This window comes from Kocuria soli, from assembly GCF_003797835.1.
GTDB lineage: Bacteria > Actinomycetota > Actinomycetes > Actinomycetales > Micrococcaceae > Kocuria > Kocuria soli.
Genome location: NZ_RKMF01000003.1, coordinates 68,772 through 90,252 on the forward strand (window position 1 = coordinate 68,772; position 21,481 = coordinate 90,252).

The following is a 21,481-nucleotide window of genomic DNA, read 5'->3' on the forward strand; positions in this document are numbered from 1 at the left end:
GGCCCCACCGAGGTGCCTTGCATCTCGGTGGTGACGGCGCGCTACAGCGAAAGAATCTGCGACGACGCCGTCAGTGGCGGCGGTCGCGATACGTGAAGAAGCGCCCCATCACGGGCGCTGAAACCAGTGTTCCCATGGGTCAGGACGATAGCAGAGGATTCGTGACAGGTCTGTTGCGACAGCAAAATCCCGCCCGTGACCAGCAATGGCGCCGATCGGAACGGATCAACCCCAGATTTCCATTGCTCACTATGTGGTGTGTGACCTACATTGTGGGCTACACGAAGAAGTGATCCCGCCCACATCGAGTGATGGCTGCGGGTGGAACAGAAGGTGGGAATCAATGGCTGATTGGCTGATCCTGACCATTACCGGCGTCGTGATCCTGGGGATCGTCGTCATGATCGTGAAAATGCGGATCAACCCCGTGGTCTCGTTGGTCATCGGAGCCGCGGTGCTGGGGTTGGCCACCGGAATGGGTGCCGCGGGTACCACCGAGACGGTCATGCAGGGCTTCGGGGACATCATGTTCGAAGTCGGATTGTTGATCGCCTGGGGAGTCCTGATGGGGTCGATCCTCAATGAGATGGGGGCCATCCATCGCCTGGTCGACGGTCTGCTGCGCATATTCGGGCCGCGGGGGGTGCCATATGCCTTTGGCCTGACCCTCGGAACCTTGTTGCAGTCCATCTTCTTGGACGTCCTGTTGGTCATGAGCGCACCTCTGGCTCGGAGGATGGCACCTCACCTGGGCAAATACGGTACGGCCAAAATGGCGACGGCGATGGCCATCAGCCTCGAATGCGGCATCGTCCTGATGGTGCCGGGGGTGGCAACTTTGGCGCTCGCGGGGTTGCTGAGCGTCCCGCTGGGCAAGATGCTCATCTTCGGCCTGATCGTCATCGTGCCGACGATCGTGATCTCCATCGCCATCATGAACTTCTTCATCCCCCGAGGGCTCTGGAAGATCGAACAAGATCAGGAGTCCCCGGACGACGGCGAATCCGAAATCGCCGCGATGAACACCGACCCTTCTCAGGCTGAAGCCAAGGAGGGACTGGTTGACGGGCACGGGACCCGCGTGGGTCTGCTCCCGCATCAAGTCCACCAGGGTGTGGCCCGCCAGGAGAAGGAACCGCCCTTGATCCTGCTGTTCACTCCCATGCTGTTGGCCCTCGCCCTCATCGCCAGCGGCGCCATCCTCGAAATGGTGGGGCTCTCCAGCCCGCCGATGGACTTCCTCTCGTCCCCCGTGATTGCTCTGCTCATCAGCCTGTTGGGGACCAGCTACGTCGGGAGGTTCACCATCGGCCGCAAGCGCGTGGAGTCGGCGGTGGTCGATGGATTCCGGGAATCCGGGCAGATCCTGATCCTGACGGGAGCGGGTGGCTCATTGGCCGCTGTGGTCGCGGGAAGCGGCATGGGAGACATCTTGGGTCAGTACTTCTCCGCCGGTTCCTTTGCTCCGCTGCTCACCGTGTGGGCGATCGCCGCGGTCCTGCACATCGCGGTCGGATCCGTGTCGATTTCCGCCATCACCGCGGCCGGCCTCTTGGCCCCGGTGGCCCCGCAGATCGGCCTGGATCCGGTTCTCATCGCGCTGGCCGCAGGGGCGGGATCACTGTTCCTGGTGCACGTCACGTCCAACACCTTCTGGCTGCTGCAATCCATGCTCGGACAGACCACCAAGGGGACGTTGAAGTCCTGCTCGCTGGGGGTATCGGTCGCGTCCGTGGTGGCCCTGTGCTGCACATTGGTCCTGGGGCTGTTCATCTGACGCGATGCTCCGGGCCGCTGCCCGTCGTCGTACGCATACCGACTTCTGGAGGAGAACTCATGACTGACACTTCGATCAAGCCCTTGGACGGGGTCCGTGTCCTCGAACTGGGCAACTACATTGCAGCTCCCACCGCCGGGCGCCTGCTTGCAGACTTCGGGGCGGAGGTCATCAAGATCGAGCGCCCCGCCACGGGAGATGAACTGCGGAACTGGCGTCTCTACAAAGGCACCACGTCCATGCTCTTCCGCACGATCAACCGGAACAAGAAGTCCGTGACGCTGGACCTTCGGTCTGAAGCAGGGCGTGAAGCGGTCAAGGGCCTTGTTGCAGAAAGTGATGTTTTGCTGGAGAACTTCCGGCCGGGAACGTTGGAGAAGTGGGGCCTGGGCCCCGACGTGCTCAACGAACTCAACCCGGAACTGGTCATCAGCCGAATATCGGCGTTCGGGCAGACGGGTCCCCTGTCCCAGAGACCCGGGTTCGCGGCCGTGGCCGAGGCCTACGGCGGATTCCGTAACCTGGTGGGCGATCCGGACCGTGCACCGGTACGCGTCGGTGTGTCCATCGGTGACTCCATCGCGGGTCTTTACGCTGCATTCGGCGTCGTCATGAGCCTGTTCCAGAGGGAGGTGCGTCGTGGCCCGGACAGTTCCTCCCAGGGCGTGCCGCTCAGGGAGCGGATCATCGACGTCGCCCTCCACGAAGTCATGTTCTCGATGATGGAATCGCTGATACCGGACTACCAGGCTTACGGGATCACTCGTGAGCGTCTTGGTGGGCGGATGGAAGGCATCGCGCCGTCCAACGCCTATGTCTGCTCCGACGGGGCGAGCATCGTGGTGGCCGGCAACGGGGATTCGATCTACCAGCGGTACATGACCACCATCGGTCGTCCGGATCTCGGAGCCGATCCGCACTTGCAGACAAATGCTCAACGGTGGGCACGCCGCGAAGAACTCGATGCGGCCATCGGGGAATGGGCGGCGGCTAGGACCTCCGTGGAGGCCCTCGAGGTCTTGGACGCCGCAGGTGTTCCCGCGGGGCCGATTCTCACGGCTGCCGACATCAGCGACGACGAACAGTATGCGGCTCGCAACATGATCCAGAAGATGGACGTCTCAACCGGGGACGAGACGCTCACCGACGTCGGCTTCCCGGGCATCGTGCCCGTCATCGGTGAGGAGTCGCTGCCCATCGACCACCTGGGCCCGGATCTCGGCGCGAACACCCACGAGGTCTTGGGAGGTCTTCTGGGCCTCACCGCGGAGCAGATCGCTGCCGCATCCACCACCGAAGAGAGGCTTTCGGCATGAACTCCACCCACGAACACCCTGTTGAACTGCGCGATGTGACCCTCCGGGACGGACTGCAGCTGACGGGCAAAGTCCTCCCGACCGACAGGAAGGTCGAGGTGGTGCGGGAGCTCATTCGACTGGGCGTACCGGAAATCGAGCTGGGGTCGATGGCTCGCCCTGACCTGGTGCCGCCGATGGCCAACACCTTGGAGGTGGTCGAAGCCCTGACTCCGGAGGAGCTGGAACGCTGCTGGATCTGGGTGGCGACCCCCCGGCACGTCGCAAAGGCCGCAGCAGCGGGCGCGCGGAACTTCCAGTACTGCTTCTCCGTCACCGATTCCCACAACCAGGCGAACATCGGCCGCACGACCGAGGCCAGCTTGGAGGCTCTTCCCGAGGCTGTCCGACTGGCCCAGGAAGTGGGCGGGAAGATTCAGCTCTGCCTGGCGACGTCGTTCACGTGCCCGTTCGAAGGGCAGGTGGATCCTGAGCGGGTCCTGGCCATCGCGAACGACCCCCGCGCGGAGGGAACCCAGGACATCGTCATCTGCGACACCTTGGGGCAAGCCGTCCCCTCCGAAGTCAGTGCGTTGATCTCACGTGTCCAGCAGGAAACGCCGCCCCGACGCATCGTCTTCCACGGGCATGACACCTGGGGTCTGGGGGTGGCCAATGCGTTGGCAGCCGTGTCTGCGGGGGCGAGCGTCGTCGACGGTGCACTCGGGGGTCTAGGAGGCTGCCCGTTCGCCCCCGGTGCCAGTGGCAACACCGCCAGTGAGGATCTGCTCTTTGCAACCCGGCCCGAGTGGTTCAAGGCTGAGACCCTGTGGAGTTTGGTCGACCTCTCGGAGGGACTGCTCGATGAACTCGGGGAGCCCAACCGTTCCCGGACAGCACAGGGCGTCCATTCGAATGCCCCGGCGTTCAGGTGGACGAAGGCCAGCGGCACGGCCGCTTAAGAACCGGCTTCGTCGGGGAATCTGCCGCCCATCAGCCGGGTCATGCGTTCGGCAGTCGACAGGAGTGATTCGACCCAGCCTTCGCACACCGAACGCGGCATCCTCAAGGTCGGACCGCTGATGGTCACCGCGCCGATCAGAACACCGGAAGCATCGAACACCGGAGCCGACAGACCCGAGGCGCCGTCATCTCGTTCACCCACCGTGATGGAAAAGCCGTCACGGCGGGTCCGTCGAGCCGCGGCCTCAAGGTCCTGGGAACTGGTGATTGTGAACTCGGTGAGCGGTTGCAGCGGTGAGTGGCGGATCTTCTCCAGCAGTTCCGGGCGCCACGCCAACAGCACGTGGCTTGCAGACCCGGCATGCAGCGGCAGGATCCGACCGACGTGCATCTCGCGGCGGAGCGCGTGGCGGGTCTCTGCCAAGGCGACGCAGACCCTGTACGCCTCTTCGGCTTTGAAGAAGGCGGTTGTCTCACCCGTGAGGTCGCGGAGGTCTTTGAGCAGAGGTGTGAAGAGGTCGAGCATTTCGATGCCGCGGGTCGCCGGAGCGGCCCAGTAGGCCATCTTCATCCCGACTCGGAAGGAATCCTCTTCACGGTCGAGGAATCCTTGCGCCACCAGGTTGGTGACCAAGCGCTGAACGGTGGACGTGGGCATGCCGGTTGCCTCACGGATTTCGGTCAGCGTCAAAGTTGGGCGGCTCAAGGTGAACGCGTCAAGGATTGCGCTGATCTTCCCGAGGACCAGGAGAGGGTTGTTCGGCCCCTGGGGTTTTGTGTCCGACGCTGCCATGGGTTCACGCTAACCCAAGCCGACGGCGGGCTTCCTGATCGGTCAGGTCGGAAAATCGGACAGGGGTGTCCATCCGAAGGGGATGAACCCCTTGACGCGGGCACGCACCCTGTCGGCGTCGTCGGACCAGCCCTGGAAGGCGGCGGTACCGGAGTCGCCCAATGGAGCGGCCCCTCTGGCCGGGCGAAAGCCGATGTCCTCGATCACCGCATCGGGAGCGGTGGAGCGACGAACCGAGGCGCGGCAACTCCAGTGCGGATCGGCCCAGCCGCCACCTCGAATCGTGCGGTAGCGACCGTATCGAGCCGGGTCGGCCAGGTCCCAGCACCACTCCCACACATTGCCCAGGGTGTCGTGCAGCCCGAAAGCGTTCGGCTGTTTGAGCCCCACCGCCTGTGGGCCCGCCAGGTCGTCGAGAGCTGTCCAGGCGATGTCCTGCAACGGTCCGTAGGTCGGACCCGTGGTGCCTGCTCGGCAGGCGTACTCCCATTCGGCTTCGGTAGGGAGCCTGTAACCCGGGGAGGTGGTGTCCCACCAGGCCCAATCATTGGTGAAGTCATAGGCAGGACTCAAGCCCTCTTCGAGGGAACGTCGGTTGCACCATGTCAGGGCGTCGTACCAGGTCACGCCCGTAGCCGGCTGTTCGTCCTGGCGCGTTGACTCCGAGTGGCCCTCGAACTGGGCAACGGTCACCGGGGTGGATGCGATGCTGAACGGGTGCAACTCAACGGTCGACTTCTGTTGGTTGCGGGCGTCCGCCATGGTCAGCGATCCGGCCGGTATCTGGACCATGGGTGAACGGAGCATGGTGTGAGTATCCACGGTACGTCCAGCCAGGCGCCAACCCCTGCGTTCGTTCGCCGCACGCCCCTCAGCCGCGTCCCTGCGCATCACCTATGACCCGCATACTGTGTGAGACGTACATCACTCATGACCCAGGAGCCGTGGCATGTCAGAACACACTCTCAAGGACAAGCGGGCGCTTGTCACCGGTGGCGCGAGCGGTATCGGTGCCGCGGCGGTTCGCGCCCTAGCGCAGCGCGGGGCCCACGTGATCGTGGCGGACATCGACCCTGAAGCAGCCGAGAGTGTGGCGCACGAAGTCGGCGGCGAGTCCTGGGCCGTTGACCTCACGGACACCGCAGCGCTCGCGGACCTGAGCCTGGACGTGGACATCCTGGTCAACAACGCCGGTATCCAGAAGGTGGCCCCCATCCAGGATTTCGACCCGGCGGACTTCCACCGGATCCTGATGCTCATGCTGGAGTCCCCCTTCCTCCTGATCCGTGCTGCGTTGCCGCACATGTACGAACAGGGGTGGGGCCGTGTGATCAACGTGTCCTCCATCCACGGCCTCCGCGCATCGGCATTCAAATCGGCCTACGTGGCTGCCAAACACGGGCTGGAGGGCCTTTCCAAGACAGTGGCGTTGGAGGGGGCGCCGCACGGGGTGACCAGCAACTGTGTGAATCCCAGCTACGTGCGAACGCCTTTGGTCGACCGGCAGATCAAGGATCAAGCCGCCACGCACGGAATTCCGGAAGATGAGGTGATCGAGAAGATCATGCTCACCGAATCCGCCGTCAAGCGCCTGGTGGAACCCGAAGAGGTCGGCGAACTCATTGCCTTTCTGGCGGGGCCATCGGCGGGCATGGTCACGGGCGCCGCCTACACCATGGACGGCGGCTGGACGGCCTCCTGACCAACCCCCGACGACGACCGCTGGACAAGGGTCCACGGAACAGACGACCTTCGGAACAGGAGTCATCATGAAGATCACCGGAGCCGTGCTCGAGGACATCGGCCTGGAACGTCCGTACGTCACCTCGGAACCACTGAAGATCGTGGAGCTGGACCTGGACGACCCGGGCCCTGACGAGGTCCTGATTCGGATCCGGGCCGCGGGTCTGTGCCATTCCGATCTTTCCGTGGTGGACGGCAACCGAGAACGTCCCACTCCCATGCTCTTGGGCCACGAGGCGTCCGGCGTCGTGGAACGGGTGGGGTCGAACGTGACCGATCTGGAGGTTGGTCAGCAGGTCACCACCGTCTTCCTCCCGCGCTGCGGTGAGTGCAGGAACTGCCTCACCGACGGCAAACTCCCCTGCATTCCGGGAACGGCGGCCAACAACGACGGCGTCCTGGTCGGCGGCCACCGGCGACTGCACCGCGCGGGCCACGAGGTGCACCACCACCTGGGTGTGTCCGGTTTCGCGACCCACGCCGTGGTGAACCGGCGGTCCGTCGTCCCGGTGGACGCGGACGTTCCGGCGGAGATCGCCGCCGTTCTGGGCTGCGCGGTTCTCACCGGGGGAGGTGCCGTCCTCAACGCCGGGCGGCCGGCAGACGGGGACACCGTGATGGTCGTGGGCCTGGGCGGCGTGGGCATGGCGGCTCTGCTCACCGCCATCTCGCTCGGCAAGGGGAAGGTCATCGGCGTCGACGCGAACCCGGACAAACTGGCCCGCGCCGGGGAACTGGGCGCGGACGCGACGTTCACGCCCTCCGACCTGGCGGAACAGGGCATCAAAGCGCCCGTGGTCATCGAGGCCGCGGGGCACCCGAAGGCCTTCGAGACGGCCGTGGCCGCGACCGACGTCGGCGGCACCACGGTGACCGTGGGGCTCCCCTCACCCGACGCCCGGTCGACCATTTCACCGCTGGTGCTGACCGCGGAGGCCCGCACGATCGTGGGGTCCTACCTCGGTTCCGCCGTGCCGTCGCGGGACATACCGATCTACGCCCAGCTGTGGCGCGACGGAAAGCTGCCGGTCGAGGAACTCATTTCCGGGCACATCACCCTGTCGGAGATCAACAGCTCACTCGATCAACTCGCGGACGGTCGGGCGGTTCGCCAGGTCATTCTGTTCGACCGGTGACCTCTGGGTCCCATCCGCGGATCTTCCCGTCGGGGGCCGCGTACTTGGCGATCAGGCTGCAGTCCAGGTTGCCGTAGCCCTCGTCGATCAGTTGCTGGAACCGTTGTGCGGCGATCTCCGCGGCGGGCAGATTGACTCCCGTCTGCTCACCGGCGGCCAACGCCAACCCCGCGTCCTTTGCGGCAAGAACCGCTGAGAACGTGGCCTGGAAGTTGTTGTTCGCCGCGGCGGAATCCACCAGACCGGGGGACGGGTACCAGGTCTGCAGCGCCCAGGAATTGCCCGAGGACACGGACGCGATGTCCCAGAACACCTTCGGGTCCAGGCCCAACCGGTCAGCCAGGACGGAGCCTTCCGCGCAGGCCTCCAGGCTGATGAACAGCATCATGTTGTTCACGATCTTGGCTGCTTGCCCGGTCCCGGCTTCCCCGGTGTGCACGATGCGCCCCGCCATGGGCTCGATGAACTGCTTGGCCTTCTCGAAGACCTCGGTGGCGCCTCCGATCATGAACGTCAACGTGGCGGCCGCAGCGCCACTGATCCCGCCGGAGACCGGCGCGTCCAGGAACTCGAAGCCGGCCGCCTGTGCCGCCCGGTGCAGTGCGACGGCGGTCTCCACGTCGATGGTCGAGCTGTCGATGAGCAGCGCGTCCTGGGACGCAAGGGCCAGAACGCCGTCGTCGCCGAGGTAGACGGCCCGGGAGTGCTCGCCCTTGGGAAGCATGGTGAAGACGACCTCCGCTCCTTGCAGTGCTTCCCGCATGGAGCCGAAGGTCTGCACTCCGCCGGCCCGGGCGGCCCCCATGGCTTCCTGACTGAGGTCGAAACCGCGGACCTTGTGGCCCGCCTTGACCAGGTTCGCGGACATGGGCCCGCCCATGTGGCCCAGGCCGATCCAGGTGATGGTGGTCATGATCGATGTCCTTTCGACTGTTTCCAGGGGTCGTCGGGTCTTGTCGGGTCCGGGTCAGCCCTGGGCGGAGCGCTCCTCGTCCAGCCGCCGTCGGTCCTCGGCGTCGATCGACTGCAGGGAAATCCCCTTGGTCTCACGCAAGGTGACGACGGCGATCAGGGTGATCAGGCAGGCCACGGAAATGTAGATGGAGATCGGGACCCAGGTGCCGAACTGGCGCAGCAGGGTGGTCGCGATGATGGGTGCCAGCGAACCCGCGATGATCGAGGTGACCTGGTAACCCAGCGAAACCCCGGAGTAGCGCATGCGGGTGGGGAACATCTCGGCCATGATCGCCGGCTGCCCCGCGTACATGAACGCGTGGATCACGAGCCCGAGGACGACTGCGGCAAGGATGATCCACTCGTTCTGCGTGTTGAACATCGGGAAGGCGATGAAGGCCCATCCGATGCCCAGGACGGCGCCGGTGGCGTAGACGGGGCGGCGGCCCAGGTTGTCTGTCAGCCGCCCCATGATCGGCACCAGGATCACGTGCACCACGTGGGCGATCAGGAGCAGCAGCAGGATGTTGGAGGTGTCCATCTTCAGTTGGGTGGACAGGTACGTGATCGAGAACGTGACCACGATGTAGTACAGGATGTTCTCCGCGAACCGCAGTCCCATGGCACCGAAGACTCCGCGCGGGTACCGACGGAACACCTCGGCCACGCCGTAGGCGGCACCCTTGGCCTCGATGACCTCCTTCTGGGTCTCCTTGAAGATCGCGGCGTCCGACACGTGGGTGCGGATGTAGTAGCCCACGGCCACGATGACCACCGACAGCCAGAAACCCACGCGCCAGCCCCAGGCCAGGAACTGGTCGTCGGTGAGTGTGCGGGAGAGGATCAGCAGCACGATCGTGGCCAGCAGGTTGCCCAGCGGAACCGCAGCCTGGGGCCAGCTCGCCCAGAATCCGCGTTCCTTGTTGGGCGAATGCTCGGCGACCAGCAGAATCGCGCCGCCCCACTCGCCACCGACGGCGAAGCCTTGGGCGAAGCGCAGGATGACCAGGAGCGTGGGCGCCCAGTAGCCCACCTGGTGGAACGTGGGCAGGCAGCCCATGAGGAAGGTCGCGGCACCGACCAGGATGATCGCGACCTGGAGGAGGTGCTTGCGCCCGTACTTGTCACCGAAATGCCCGAAGACGATGCCGCCCAGCGGACGTGCGATGAACCCGACCGCGTAGATCAGGAAGGCCTTGATGATCCCGTCCAGCGGGTTGCCGGTGTCCACGAAGAACAGCGGGCCGAACACCAACGTGGAGGCGGTGGCGAACAGGAACAACTCGTACCACTCGACCACCGTGCCCGCCATGGAGGCGGCCACGACCTTCTTGAGACCGCCCCGGTTCTCCGGGGTGTCGTTCGGGTCGAGTTCAGCTGCGGGGGTTGCCGGGTCCGCAGTGCTCATGGGCGTCTCCTGTTCGTCCTGAATTGTGACCGCGATCACGCCGCAGTGGCACCAACGTACTGTCCGCAGGAGAGTGCTTCAATGACCAGAACCTGGCTGGCCCTGTGCAAAAATGCACATCCGATCTGAATCGGGTACGCGGACGAAGGGGCCGAGAGCTGCATGGGGCACGACGTCGACAACCTCCTGCTGCTCCTCTCCGTGGTGCGCCACGGGTCCTACGCCGGTGCCGGTGCCTCTCTCGGCCTGAGCCACACGACCGTTTCCCGCAGGATCGCCGCCGTGGAGAAATCCGCCGGCGCCCGGTTGCTCGTGCGCGCCGGTGGCGTGTGGGAGCCCACCGAACTCGGCCGCGAGTTCATCGCCGCGGCGGAGGACATCGAACACACCCTGGGATCCCTGACGTCGGGCGTGGGTGGCCAGGGTGGATCGGTTCGCGGCGTGGTCCGTGCTCTGGTGCCCGAAGGATTCGGAGGCCTGGTCATCGGCGAGGCCATGCGGCGTCTGGGTGAGACCCACCCGTTGGTGCGGCTGGAGATGATCAACGCGGCCAGGCGCGCCCGGGCCAACCTGGTGGGCATTGATTTCGAGGTGGTGGTGGGCCGCCCGGAGGTCTCCAGGAACGAGGCATTCCACCTGGCCGACTACTCCCTGGGCCTGTACGCGGCGCCGTCGTACCTGGAGACGCACCAGGCCATCACGGAGCCGGAGCAGGTCCAGGAACACCCGCTGGTCTATTTCGTGGAGTCGATGCAGGACGTCCCCGAACTCACCAACCCCGTGCGTCACCTTCCGCGGATGCGGCAGTCGGTGGGTGCGACGTCGTCCATGGTTCACGTGGAACTCACGCGGGCCGGTGCCGGAATCGGGCTGCTGCCCTGCTACATGGCCGAACGTGCCGGGGGACTGGTCCGCCTGTTCCCGGACGACCTGACCTTCCCCGTTTCCTACTGGGTGGTGTCCCGGCCGGACCTGATGCGCCGCCCCGCGGTTCACGCGGTCCTGGACGCCATCCGAGGGACGGTGGACGACATGCGCGACGAGCTGATCGCGGCACCCCAAGGCGCCTGACGGGCGGAAATAATCCGGATCCGCTCCCCGTTGCGTGTGGGTCGGCGGTTGCACCAACCGCTCCTCACCTCGAGATGGGATGGATCAGTCATGAAAATCGGCATCATCGGCACGGGTCACATCGGAAAATCGCTCGTCCGTAAGCTCAGTGCGGCAGGACACGCTGTCACCGTTGCCAATTCCCGCGGGCCGGAGACCGTCGATGCGGACCTCCTGACCGACGGCGCCCGTGCTGCGACCGTGACGGATGCAGTGCCCGGGGCCGAGGCCGTCGTCGTCACGGTTCCGCTCAGTGCCATCCCCGACCTGGCTCCGGTTCTTTCGACTCTGCCTCCGGAGACGGTGCTCATCGACACCTCGAACTACTACCCTCAGCGGGACGGTGCCATCGAGGCGATCGATGGCGGTCAGACGGAAAGTTTGTGGGTGGCCGAGCAGCTCGGCCGTCCCGTGGTGAAGGCTTGGAACATGACCGGCTCCCATGCCCTGGCTACGAAGGGCGCACCTGCGGGTACCGAGGGGCGAATCGCCCTTGCCGTTGCCGGTGACGACGAACGGGCGCGTCAGGTGGCCATGTCCTTGGTGGAGGAGACGGGCTTCGACGGGGTCGACGCCGGGCCGCTGGCAGATTCCTGGCGGCAACAGCCAGGAACGCCGGCGTACTGCACGGAGTTGACCCGCGCTGAGTTGATCGATGCGCTCGCTGCGGCTGAGCGTGCCCGGGCCCCGCGTCGTCGGGACATCTCGGTCGCCGCCATTGCCGAGCGGATGGGTGACGGCACCACCAACCCGGACGTCGACTATTCGGTTCGCTTGGCACGGGTGCTGTTCATGTAGGTGTCCCGCATCGGAGGAGGGCCAGGTGGAGGTCCCGTCGATACACTCGCCGCATGGCCTACCGCACCTTCACCATGTCCGAGCTGGAAGGCCGGGCGCCCTACTGGTTGCTGACCGGGCTGGTCATTCCGCGGCCGATCGCCTGGGTTAGCACGCTGGATGAGCGCGGGATTCTGAATCTGGCACCGCATTCCTTCTTCACCGTGGCCTCTGCCGATCCCCCGGTGGTCCAGTTCACGTCCGTCGGACGCAAGGATTCACTGCGGAACGTGGAGGCCACGGGCGAGTTCGTGGTCAACCTCGCCTCGCGCTCGCTGTTGGAACAGATGAACACGACGGCGGCCACGGTGGGCCCCGACGTCGACGAATTCGACCTGGCGGGGCTCACGCCCGAGCCCTCTGTGTACGTTCGCCCGCCCCGAGTTGCCGAGGCCCCGGCCGCGTTGGAGTGCGTGGTGCACGACGTGATTCCCGTGGGCAACTCATTCGTGGTGATGGGGCGGGTGCTTGCCGCTGTCGTGGACGAGGACGCACTGGACGGTGACCGGCCCCGTGAGGACGTCCTGGACCCGTTGGGCCGCCTGAGCGGTTCCCGGTACGTGACCTACGGGGAGACGGTGACGCTTCCCAGGCCCGAATGACGCGGCGCGTCGAGCACTTGGGATCGGCCCTGGTCAAGGGCCTGTCCTGGACCTCACGTGACGCTGTGCGGGTCACGCACGACGGCGTGGTCGGTGACCGTCACTGGTCCCCGGTCACGCCCGAGTTGCGGTGCATCAAGGCCACGGATTTCCCGGGCATGGTGGGCCTGCCCGCTTCTGCAGCCGACCTACCCACGGAAGGTGACGCGTTGTTCGGCGGGGAGCCACAGACCGTCAGTTATTACTCGCAGCAGGTCTCCGCCATCACGTACGGGGGAGTGCTGGCGGACCGGATTTCTGAAGCCGCGGGTCAACGCCTGTATCTTGCTCAGGTCCCGGGGCCGGGGAGTTTCCTGTGGTCGTCGCCGATCAGTGTGCTGTTGCGTTCGGAACTGGACAGGCTTCCCGACGACGTCGGGCGTTACCGCGCCAACGTGGTGGTGGATGACCGAGCTGACCCGTTGAGTCTGGCTCCTGGGGCGCAACTGTCTCTGGGGGATGTGCTGCTGGAGGTCGAGCGGGAACTTGAGCGGTGCGTGATCATCAACCATGACCCGGTGACGGGTGAGCGGGACGCGTCCCTGCTAGGTCATCTGCGTTCGGGGGTCCTGCTGGGGTACGGGTGCCGCGTGGTGGAACCGGGGCGGGTGCGCGTTGGGGACGTCGTAGAACGAAGGAGTCCCCGCGCGCAACGGTGACGCACAGGGACTCCTGGCTGAGGGGACCTGGTCTCAGGGGAGATCGACGGTGGTGGGGCCGCCCTGGTTGTCGTCGTCCTTGTTGCGGATGGCGCCGATGGTCTTGACTGCGGTGCCGATCAGCGACTCGCCGCCCCAATAGGTGGCGGTGTCACCGTTGATCTTGAGGACCACGTTGTCCTGGTTCTCCGGGCCGCCCTCCATGAACATGTCCGCGCCCTTGGACCAGAGCTTCTCCACCAGGTCCCGGTCGTGCACGACGGTGGCTGCCCCGGAGACGGAGACCCACGCCTTGTTGGACGAGTAGGCCACGTTCACGTTGGGGTTGGCGCGTACGTCCGCGGCCACGGAGCTGGAGGAGCGGACCAGGAAGAGGACGTCACCGTCTTCGGCCACCTGCGTCGAGAGTGGGCGGCTGACCAAGCGGCCGTCGCCTGCCGTGGAGTCGGCGGTGGTCAGCATCGCGATGTCGGTGCTCTCGATGAGGTCGTGCACCTTCTTGACCTCGGTGGGGTCGGTGGTGAGCTGCTGATCCTGTGAATTAGTCATACTCCTTACTGTATGGGTGGTTGGGGTTGTAGGGCGAGGGGTGCACTGCCATGCATAACCCTCGACACAGGTGGCGCGCGTGCTACGATCAGCGCAATCGTTCAGCCCGCCCGGAGTCATCCGGTGTGGGCTGGATCTCTTTGTGGCATCGTTGGACTGTGCCAAAGCCGATTAAGGACTTCCTAGAGATCGACGAGCAGATCAGTAGGCTCAGATCACGGGGAATGTCCTTCTCCGCTCGCTCTGACGCGTTGCGCTGGCTCACAGCCGTGAACTACTACCGCCTGAGCGGGTATTCCTACCCTTATCGCCAGATTCTCCCCAGTGATGGCGGTCGTTCTAGGCGTCGGAGCGATCACTTCGTCCGAGGAACATCGTTTGACTCGATTACGGCTCTTTACGAGTTTGATCGAAAGCTCCGCTCCCTGGTTCTGGATGGGTTAGAACGGGTAGAGGTAGCCGTACGCAGCACGGTGAGCCACCATCTAGGACGGCAGAATCCGCTGGCACATGAGGATCCTGCCCTCTTCAGGCCAACTTTCGACCATGCATCTTGGTGGAGGACTGCAGAGCGCCGGCTCAGTAGAGCTCGGCGGCACTCGGAGTTCGTTAAGCACCACGAGCAGGAGTACGGCGGGAAAGTCCCCATTTGGGTCCTTGTGGAGGTATTGGACTTTGCCGATGTATCTAGGCTCTACGACGACATGCTCACCGTCGACCAGTACGCAGCCGCGGAGAGCCTCGGGATCCGCGTAGATACCTCTATCTTGAGCAAGAGCCAGCGGGCGAAAGCTCTCAAGGGGCACCCATTTGCCCGCTGGCTTGAACAACTGACGGTCGTGAGGAACACCGCGGCGCATCACGGACGCTTGTGGAATCACAAGTTTCCACCGGTCAGCACGGCGGCCTTCCGGACGCTTCCAGGGCTGGAGGACCTTCCTGACGGCCAGAGTGAGCGTTTGTACGGAGCGCTGTGCATGATCGCGTTTGAGTTGCGAACCCTCTCGCCTGGGTCCAAGTGGCCAACCAAGGTTTCACGATTGATTCGTCAAGACCTGCGCAGTATCCCCGGGCGGACTGAGACTGAGATGGGTTTCCCCGACAGATGGGAGCAACAAGTCCTGTGGCGCCCCTACTCGAGCTAGCGAGCAAAAAAGGCTGTCACGTCCATCGGATACTGCATGCTGGCCGTGGTACTGGCTGCCTACGATGAACCGTGCGACCGCAACGCACCCAAACCTCTCCGGCCAACAGACAACGAAGAACTCAACCCAAGGCAGGCACCCCTACCGTGTTCAACCACGCATCCTTCATCTGGTCCGCCGCTGACCTGCTCCGCGGCACCTACAAGCAGCACGAATACGGAGACATCATCCTCCCGTTCACGGTGCTCGCCCGCCTGGATGCCGTTCTTGCACCCACCAAGGAAGCTGTCCTGGCGGCCATCGCCAAGAGCCCGGGTGATTCCGTCCCCAGCGCCCCCATGCTGCGTGCCCGCGCCGGCCACAACTATGACTTCTTCAACGTCTCCCAGCACAACCTCAAGACCCTTCAAGGGGACCCGGACAATCTGGAGCAGAACCTCCGAGACTACGTGCTGGCCTTCTCCCCGAACGTTCGGGAGATCTTTGACAAGTACAAGTTCGAAGAGACCGTGGCTCTGCTCAGCGCCAACGACCTCCTGCTCCAGATCCTCCAGCACTTCGCCAAGGCCAATCTCCACCCGGACAACGTGTCCAATGAGCAGATGGGCCACATCTTCGAGGAGTTGATCCGCAAGTTCGCGGAGGCCTCCAATGAGACGGCCGGTGAGCACTTCACTCCGCGGGAAGTTGTGGACCTGATGGTCACTCTGCTCCTCACAGATGAAACAGACCTCATGACCCCCGGCATTACCCGATCGGTCTATGACCCGACGGCGGGCACCGGCGGCATGCTGTCCACCGCCGCAGACAAGATCGTCAGCCACAACCCAGACGCTGCCGTCGAACTCCTGGGCCAGGAGATCAACGCCGCCTCCTACGCCATCTGCAAGGCCGACATGGTGGTCAAGGGCCAGCCAATCGAGAACATCGTCCACGGGAACACCCTGACCAACCCCGCCTTCGAGGATCGACAGTTCCACTACGGTCTCTCCAACCCGCCCTTTGGCGTGGACTGGAAGAAGGAGAAGGCCTCCGTGGACCGTGAGCATCAGGTCATGGGCCACGCTGGCCGCTTCGGCCCCGGTCTTCCTCGCGTCTCAGATGGCTCTCTGCTGTTCCTGATGCACCTGATCTCCAAGTTGCAGGAACCCAAGGGTGATCAGAAGGCCGGCCGCGGGGCGATCGTGCTGAACGGTTCCCCGCTGTTCACCGGTGGTGCTGGGTCTGGTGAGTCCAATATCCGCAAGTGGGTGCTGGATAACGACTACCTGGAAGCCATCATCGGTTTGCCCACGGACATGTTCTACAACACGGGTATCAGTACCTACATCTGGGTGCTCAACAAGCAGAAGGAACCTGCTCGCAAACGCAAGGTTCAGCTGATCGATGCCACCCAAATGTTTCGCAAGATGCGCAAGTCCGTGGGTTCCAAGCGCAAGGAGCTTGGGACGGACGACATCAAGCGCATCGCTGAGATCTTCTCCAACTTCGAATCTGCAGACTCTGAGCACTCCAAGATCTTCAACGTGGAGGACTTCTTCTACCGCACCATCACCGTGGAGCGCCCGCTCAAACTGAACTACGCGTTCAGCCCGGAGCGCGTGGAGCGCGCCTTGGCGCTCAAGGCAGTCACCAAACTCAACGACGACGACCGCTCCCGCCTCCGCGTGGCCCTCAGTGCTGCCCAGATCGACGACGGTCTTGTCTCCACCAACCGCCAGCAGTTCCAAGCTGACTTGATGAAGGCCTTCAACCAGCAGAACCTGGCGCTCAAGCCGGCTTTGGTTCGCGCGTTGGTCTCCGAGCTCGGCGAACACGACGACGACGGTGAACTTGTCGCCAAAGCCGGGAAACCTGAAGCCAACACCGCCCTGAGAGACACGGAGAACGTTCCGTGGGACCAGGACATCCACGACTACCTGGAGCGTGAGGTCAAGCCCTTTGTGCCCGATGCCTGGATCGATGAGTCCAAGACCAAGGAAGGTGCCGAAATCCCCTTCACGCGGCACTTCTACAAGTATGTCCCACCCCGCCCCCTGGAAGAGATCGACCGCGACCTGGACGAAGTCCTCGGCCGCATCCGCGCCCGCCTGGAGCAGGTGAAGGCATGAGTACCGTGGATCCTCCATTGTGGAACTTCAGTAGTGCTCCCGCCGGTTGGACAAGGACAACGCTGGGTCGAGTGCTGAGGTTTGGCAACGGTTCGGATTATTCCGATGTTGAAGTCGATGAACCGGGATACCCTGTCTATGGTTCAGGCGGTCAATTTCGATGGGCCAAAGATTGGTTATATGATGGTCCATCGATTCTATTCGGTCGCAAAGGTACCGTTGACCGCCCACTCTATGTTGAAGGCCGTTTCTGGACGGTCGACACCATGTATTATACGGCGCTTGACAGCAAACTTGCATGGCCAAAGTTTGTGTATTATTGGGCAACGAGAATTCCGTTCGATTATTACCAGACCAATACGGCGCTGCCCAGTATGACGCAATCTGACCTGGCTGGTGAACCAATCCTGCTACCGCCGCTCAATGAGCAGCGGGCGATCGCGGACTTCCTCGACCATGAAACCGCCGAGATCGACGCCATGGTGTCAGATCTCGAAGTGTCTCTCGATCTGCTGCGTGAACGACGCACTGAGGTTGTTAACCAGTATATGTACCATGCGGTTGATGATCGGTTAGCGATCAAGTACCTGGGGTGTTTACAGGCAGGCCTGACGTTGGGCGCCACATACCAGGAGCCGATCGCAGAGTATCCATACTTGCGTGTGGCGAACGTTCAGGTTGGCCGCGTTGATCTCAGGGACGTGGCTACGGTGGCTGTTCCTGAGCGCACCGCAAAGACCTCACGGCTCAAAGCCGGTGACGTTTTGATGACTGAAGGCGGTGACCGCGACAAGCTCGGTCGTGGGGCACTGTGGTCAGGCAAAGTTGACCCCATGCTCCACCAAAATCACGTATTTGCCTTTAGATGCGATAAGGCACTCTCCCCTAAGTATTTGGTTTATGCGCTGGAAGCCTCCGAAGCTCGGATGTACTTTGATTTGACGGCTCGACAGTCGACGAATCTTGCGTCGACAAATTCGACAATCGTGAAGAATTTCAAGATTCCGAGACGAGATATTCTAGAGCAAGAAATGATTGTTGGGCAGATCGAGTTTGAGGTGGCGGAGATCGCGCAAGCGAGCGACGACATTGATCGCGCCATCACTCTCGCCAAAGAACGCCGTGCAGCATTGATATCGGCCGCCGTGACGGGGCAGATTGATGTGACCGCCAAGCGGAAGCCTGTTGCAGAGCAGTTGGAAGACGACATCGCCCAAGGAGTGCACACGTCATCATGAGCGCCGTCCACCAGGAGAAGTCCTTTCAACGCGAGATCGCGGAGTATCTGGAGCAGCACGGTTGGCTGCATTCGCCCAACTCTCAGGGTTACGACAAAGAACGTGCTCTCTACCCGGAAGATCTCCTGGGCTGGCTGGAGGGCACCGCACCGGAGGATTTCGCGCGGATCGTGCCTCCGCAGGGGACGGAGGCTCAACAGGAGAAGGGGCGGCGTCGAATCCTGGATCGCGTGGTGTCCCGATTGTCAGCACGAGAATCAGATGGTGGCGGCACTCTCAACGTGCTGCGCAAGGGGTTCAGCGTCCCGGGCGCTCGGCGTCCCTTCGACATGGTGGGTTTTCCGCCGCAGGATGCGCTGAATCCGAACGTCGTCGTGAAGTACGGGAAGAACCGTCTGCGTGTGGTGCAGGAGGTGGTGTACTCCTCCAAGAAGGCCGACCGCATCGACCTGGTGCTGTTCCTCAACGGTCTGCCCATGGCCACGGTGGAGCTTAAGACCGACTTCACGCAGGGGCTGGAGGATGCCAAGCGCCAGTATCGCCAAGATCGTGCGCCCAAGGGTGAGCCACTCCTGACGGAATTCCGAGGGGCGTTGGTTCACTTTGCGGTGAGCAATCAAGAGGTGGCTATGACCACCAAGTTGGCCGGGGACAGCACGTACTTCCTTCCCTTCAACAAGGGCCACGAGAACGGGAAGGGCAACCCGCCGGTGGAAGGTGGAACGGCGTCGTCGTACTTCTGGGAGGACCTCCTGGATCGGGACGCATGGCTGACCCTGCTGACTAAGTTCGTCTACGTCAAGCATGAAAAGGCGGTGGATCCCAACACTGGGCGGGACAAGAGCACGGCCTCCATTCGGTTCCCTCGCTACCACCAGTGGCGCGCGGTGAACCGAATGACCGCGGATGCACGTGTAAACGGTCCGGGTCAGAAGTATCTGATTCAGCACTCGGCGGGTTCGGGCAAGACGGACTCAATCGCGTGGACGGCTCACCGGCTCGCATCCCTGCATACGGAGGACGGCCAAAAGGTCTTTGACACCGTGGTGGTCATTGCTGATCGGCAGGTACTGGATCAGCAACTCCAGGACGCGGTGGACCAACTCGTCACCCGTACCGGAACTTTTGAGGCCATCACTCGCGGGGGCGAGGGTTCTAAGGCGCAGCAACTCACGGAGGCGCTGGCCAGCGGCGTGCCAATCATTGGCGTCACGCTTCAGACCTTTCCCTATGCGCTGGAGAAGATGCGTGAATCCAACGGCGAGCTGGCGGGTAAGCGCTTCGCGGTCATTGCTGACGAGGCACACTCCTCTCAGTCAGGTGAGTCCTCCAAGGCACTGAAGAAGTTGCTGTACTTGGCCGAACCGCCGTCGTCGGTGGAGTCCGATGATTTGACGCCGGATGAGGACCAGGACGCACTGAATGAGATGGCGTCCACCGTGGATGAGGACGGACGCATCAGCTTCCTGGCGTTCACCGCAACGCCCAAGGAGAAGACCCTGCAGCTGTTTGGTCGGCCGGACTCCAATGGGCGCCCGCAGCCGTTCGATCTGTACCCGATGAAGCAAGCCATTGAAGAGGGCTTCATCCTGGACGTGCTGCGCAATTACACGACCTACGACATGGCGGCGCGCATTGGCCAGAGGGTCGACGACGGCGGGGTTGAGCATGAGGTCGACATCCGCAAGGGCACGCGCACGCTCATCAACTTTGTGGAGCTCCACCCGACAAATGTGTCGACCAAGGTGTCGGTGATCTTGGATCACTACCGGGGGACAGTACAGCGGCACCTCGGTGGGCAGGCGAAGGCGATGGTGGTGACCTCGTCGCGCACTCAGGCCATCCTGTATCAGCGCGCGTTTGAGAAGGCTATTGAGGAGGGCAACTACCCACTTAAGACCCTGGTGGCTTTCTCTGGGGAGGTGCCGGACCCGGACGTTGTTCCTCTGCCCGGTGGCGAGGCCCCCAAGGTCACAGAATCCACTATGACCCCGGGACTGCGTGGGCGTGACTTGGCGAAGGTGTTCGGTCAGGACGATCAGAACATCCTGGTGGTCGCCAATAAGTTCCAGACGGGCTTTGACCAGCCGCTTCTGGTGGCCATGTACGTGGACAAAAAGCTGTCCGGAATCTCTGCGGTCCAGACGTTGTCACGGTTGAACCGCGTGAAACAAGGCAAGACAGACACCTACGTCCTGGACTTTGTGAACGACGCCGAGCAGATCGAGGCTGCGTTCCAGGAGTACTACGAAGATGCCCGGGTCGAGAAGGAATCTGATCCTGACCTGGTGATGCGTCTGATGGACAAGCTGCTGGCGCAGAACATCTTCACGGAGTCTGCGGTGGATTCGGTCTGGCGTGAGTGGAACTCCACCAGCGGGCGCAACATCCGACTGTCCGGACTCTTGGGGTCGGCCGTGGATCGGTTCGGGTACCGATGGAAGGAGGCCGTTTACGCCTCCGACACCACTGAGCTGGAAGTTCTGGACGAGTTCCGCGGGAACCTCCGCGACTACGTGAAGGCGTATGCCTTCTTCTCCCAGATCCTTCACTTTGGCGACCCGCGCTTCCTGAAGCTGTCCGTGTACGCGGACCTCTTGGCCCGCAAGCTCCGAGACTTCCGCGACGACGACGCCGAAGCACCAGATGTGGATGTCTCCGACGTGGTGCTGACGCACTATCGCCTGACTAAGTCTCTGGAACAGCACGAGATGCAGCTGGTTTCCGACGGCGCAGCTGGCCTAGTGGGTATGACTGAGGCGGGAATGAAGCGGTCTCAGGAGGCTCAACGAGCGGGCGTTGCTGACGTGATTGAGAAGGTCAATAAGTACCTGGGTGACCTGGACGTGGACGATCAGTACAAGATCAATGGAATTGACCAGCTGATCGGTGAGATGGCCAGCGAGGAGAGGCTGACAACGCAGGCTCGCCATAACAGTTCAGCGGAATTCCGGTACTCCCCGACTGTAATCCGCCTAGCGGAAGACGCGATCTGGCGCCAGGAGGAAGCCAGTACCGAGGTGGTCAAGTACCTCCGCGACATGGACTCCCGGACGTTAGTGGACATGCTGATGGACTTCGGGCTGTACGACACTCTGCGCGAGCGGGGGAGTGCGGGGTGA

18 protein-coding genes are annotated in these 21,481 nt (G+C 63.2%); 13 read left to right on the plus strand and 5 right to left on the minus strand.

Annotation, left to right across the window (positions count from 1 at the left end):
- Positions 1–343: 343 nt before the first annotated feature.
- Genes EDL96_RS03140 through EDL96_RS03150 form a run of 3 tightly spaced genes read left to right on the plus strand, consistent with a single transcriptional unit; the run spans position 344 to position 4,034 of the window.
- Positions 344–1,777, plus strand: coding sequence for a GntP family permease (locus EDL96_RS03140; RefSeq protein WP_123824369.1), 1,434 nt, complete (start codon positions 344–346; stop codon positions 1,775–1,777).
- A gap of 59 nt (positions 1,778–1,836) precedes the next feature.
- Positions 1,837–3,093 (plus strand): CaiB/BaiF CoA transferase family protein, encoded by a 1,257-nt coding sequence (locus tag EDL96_RS03145; RefSeq protein WP_123824370.1) that lies wholly within the window; start codon positions 1,837–1,839, stop codon positions 3,091–3,093.
- On the plus strand, positions 3,090–4,034 hold the full coding sequence (locus EDL96_RS03150; RefSeq protein ID WP_123824371.1) for a beta/alpha barrel domain-containing protein: 945 nt from the start codon (positions 3,090–3,092) through the stop codon (positions 4,032–4,034). The genes EDL96_RS03145 and EDL96_RS03150 overlap by 4 nt, the downstream gene beginning before the upstream one ends.
- Here EDL96_RS03150 and EDL96_RS03155 read toward each other — a convergent pair.
- Together EDL96_RS03155 and EDL96_RS03160 are read right to left on the minus strand one after the other, a co-directional pair.
- On the minus strand, positions 4,031–4,828 hold the full coding sequence (locus tag EDL96_RS03155) for an IclR family transcriptional regulator (protein ID WP_123824372.1): 798 nt from the start codon (positions 4,826–4,828) through the stop codon (positions 4,031–4,033). The two genes, EDL96_RS03150 and EDL96_RS03155, sit on opposite strands and share 4 nt — an antisense overlap.
- Positions 4,829–4,870: 42 nt before the next feature.
- Positions 4,871–5,635: a formylglycine-generating enzyme family protein gene (locus EDL96_RS03160; protein WP_233568647.1), complete on the minus strand. Its 765-nt coding sequence runs from the start codon at positions 5,633–5,635 to the stop codon at positions 4,871–4,873.
- A gap of 142 nt (positions 5,636–5,777) precedes the next feature.
- On the opposite strand from EDL96_RS03160, the gene EDL96_RS03165 reads away from it, so the two are divergent.
- Both EDL96_RS03165 and EDL96_RS03170 read left to right on the plus strand, forming a co-directional pair.
- Complete coding sequence (locus EDL96_RS03165) at positions 5,778–6,530, plus strand: 3-hydroxybutyrate dehydrogenase (protein WP_123824373.1); 753 nt, start codon at positions 5,778–5,780, stop codon at positions 6,528–6,530.
- Positions 6,531–6,597: 67 nt separating this feature from the next.
- Positions 6,598–7,707, plus strand: a complete 1,110-nt coding sequence (locus tag EDL96_RS03170; protein WP_123824374.1) for an alcohol dehydrogenase catalytic domain-containing protein — start codon at positions 6,598–6,600, stop codon at positions 7,705–7,707.
- Here the strand turns inward: EDL96_RS03170 and mmsB are convergent.
- Together mmsB and EDL96_RS03180 are read right to left on the minus strand one after the other, a co-directional pair.
- Positions 7,688–8,620: a 3-hydroxyisobutyrate dehydrogenase gene (gene mmsB, locus EDL96_RS03175; protein ID WP_123824375.1), complete on the minus strand. Its 933-nt coding sequence runs from the start codon at positions 8,618–8,620 to the stop codon at positions 7,688–7,690. The genes EDL96_RS03170 and mmsB overlap by 20 nt on opposite strands.
- Before the next feature lie 54 nt (positions 8,621–8,674).
- Positions 8,675–10,069: an MFS transporter gene (locus EDL96_RS03180; protein WP_123824376.1), complete on the minus strand. Its 1,395-nt coding sequence runs from the start codon at positions 10,067–10,069 to the stop codon at positions 8,675–8,677.
- Positions 10,070–10,231: 162 nt separating this feature from the next.
- Between EDL96_RS03180 and EDL96_RS03185 the strand changes: the two genes are divergently transcribed.
- The 4 genes from EDL96_RS03185 (at position 10,232) to EDL96_RS03200 (ending at position 13,316) form a co-directional block, all read left to right on the plus strand.
- Complete coding sequence (locus EDL96_RS03185) at positions 10,232–11,140, plus strand: LysR family transcriptional regulator (RefSeq protein WP_123824377.1); 909 nt, start codon at positions 10,232–10,234, stop codon at positions 11,138–11,140.
- 90 nt (positions 11,141–11,230) lie between these two features.
- Complete coding sequence (locus tag EDL96_RS03190) at positions 11,231–11,977, plus strand: NADPH-dependent F420 reductase (RefSeq protein ID WP_123824378.1); 747 nt, start codon at positions 11,231–11,233, stop codon at positions 11,975–11,977.
- A gap of 53 nt (positions 11,978–12,030) precedes the next feature.
- Entirely contained in the window at positions 12,031–12,618 is a 588-nt protein-coding gene (locus tag EDL96_RS03195) for a flavin reductase family protein (protein WP_123824379.1), read from the plus strand.
- On the plus strand, positions 12,615–13,316 hold the full coding sequence (locus EDL96_RS03200; RefSeq protein WP_123824380.1) for an MOSC domain-containing protein: 702 nt from the start codon (positions 12,615–12,617) through the stop codon (positions 13,314–13,316). Before EDL96_RS03195 ends, EDL96_RS03200 begins: the two co-directional genes overlap by 4 nt.
- Positions 13,317–13,349: 33 nt before the next feature.
- Here the strand turns inward: EDL96_RS03200 and EDL96_RS03205 are convergent, their stop codons facing one another.
- Positions 13,350–13,865: a pyridoxamine 5'-phosphate oxidase family protein gene (locus EDL96_RS03205; protein ID WP_158609480.1), complete on the minus strand. Its 516-nt coding sequence runs from the start codon at positions 13,863–13,865 to the stop codon at positions 13,350–13,352.
- A 158-nt stretch (positions 13,866–14,023) separates the two neighbouring features.
- On the opposite strand from EDL96_RS03205, the gene EDL96_RS03210 reads away from it, so the two are divergent.
- The 4 genes from EDL96_RS03210 to EDL96_RS03225 all read left to right on the plus strand — a co-directional run bounded on the left by EDL96_RS03210 (position 14,024) and on the right by EDL96_RS03225 (position 21,481).
- The gene (locus tag EDL96_RS03210; RefSeq protein WP_158609482.1) at positions 14,024–15,010 is read left to right on the plus strand and encodes an Abi family protein; all 987 of its coding nucleotides are present in this window, start codon (positions 14,024–14,026) and stop codon (positions 15,008–15,010) included.
- 146 nt (positions 15,011–15,156) lie between these two features.
- Positions 15,157–17,121: a type I restriction-modification system subunit M gene (locus EDL96_RS03215; RefSeq protein WP_123824383.1), complete on the plus strand. Its 1,965-nt coding sequence runs from the start codon at positions 15,157–15,159 to the stop codon at positions 17,119–17,121.
- On the plus strand, positions 17,118–18,359 hold the full coding sequence (locus EDL96_RS03220) for a restriction endonuclease subunit S (RefSeq protein ID WP_123824384.1): 1,242 nt from the start codon (positions 17,118–17,120) through the stop codon (positions 18,357–18,359). Before EDL96_RS03215 ends, EDL96_RS03220 begins: the two co-directional genes overlap by 4 nt.
- A complete protein-coding gene (locus EDL96_RS03225) occupies positions 18,356–21,481 on the plus strand; it encodes a type I restriction endonuclease subunit R (protein WP_123824385.1) in 3,126 nt (1,041 codons plus the stop codon). The genes EDL96_RS03220 and EDL96_RS03225 overlap by 4 nt, the downstream gene beginning before the upstream one ends.

Bases quoted from the DNA above. Each gene is read 5' to 3' on its own strand.
- EDL96_RS03140 (WP_123824369.1), top strand. From the start codon at position 344: ATGGCTGATTGGCTGATCCTGACCATTACCGGCGTCGTGATCCTGGGG.
- EDL96_RS03145 (WP_123824370.1), top strand. From the start codon at position 1,837: ATGACTGACACTTCGATCAAGCCCTTGGACGGGGTCCGTGTCCTCGAA.
- EDL96_RS03150 (WP_123824371.1), top strand. From the start codon at position 3,090: ATGAACTCCACCCACGAACACCCTGTTGAACTGCGCGATGTGACCCTC.
- EDL96_RS03155 (WP_123824372.1), bottom strand. From the start codon at position 4,828: ATGGCAGCGTCGGACACAAAACCCCAGGGGCCGAACAACCCTCTCCTG.
- EDL96_RS03160 (WP_233568647.1), bottom strand. From the start codon at position 5,635: ATGCTCCGTTCACCCATGGTCCAGATACCGGCCGGATCGCTGACCATG.
- EDL96_RS03165 (WP_123824373.1), top strand. From the start codon at position 5,778: ATGTCAGAACACACTCTCAAGGACAAGCGGGCGCTTGTCACCGGTGGC.
- EDL96_RS03170 (WP_123824374.1), top strand. From the start codon at position 6,598: ATGAAGATCACCGGAGCCGTGCTCGAGGACATCGGCCTGGAACGTCCG.
- mmsB (WP_123824375.1), bottom strand. From the start codon at position 8,620: ATGACCACCATCACCTGGATCGGCCTGGGCCACATGGGCGGGCCCATG.
- EDL96_RS03180 (WP_123824376.1), bottom strand. From the start codon at position 10,069: ATGAGCACTGCGGACCCGGCAACCCCCGCAGCTGAACTCGACCCGAAC.
- EDL96_RS03185 (WP_123824377.1), top strand. From the start codon at position 10,232: ATGGGGCACGACGTCGACAACCTCCTGCTGCTCCTCTCCGTGGTGCGC.
- EDL96_RS03190 (WP_123824378.1), top strand. From the start codon at position 11,231: ATGAAAATCGGCATCATCGGCACGGGTCACATCGGAAAATCGCTCGTC.
- EDL96_RS03195 (WP_123824379.1), top strand. From the start codon at position 12,031: ATGGCCTACCGCACCTTCACCATGTCCGAGCTGGAAGGCCGGGCGCCC.
- EDL96_RS03200 (WP_123824380.1), top strand. From the start codon at position 12,615: ATGACGCGGCGCGTCGAGCACTTGGGATCGGCCCTGGTCAAGGGCCTG.
- EDL96_RS03205 (WP_158609480.1), bottom strand. From the start codon at position 13,865: ATGACTAATTCACAGGATCAGCAGCTCACCACCGACCCCACCGAGGTC.
- EDL96_RS03220 (WP_123824384.1), top strand. From the start codon at position 17,118: ATGAGTACCGTGGATCCTCCATTGTGGAACTTCAGTAGTGCTCCCGCC.
- EDL96_RS03225 (WP_123824385.1), top strand. From the start codon at position 18,356: ATGAGCGCCGTCCACCAGGAGAAGTCCTTTCAACGCGAGATCGCGGAG.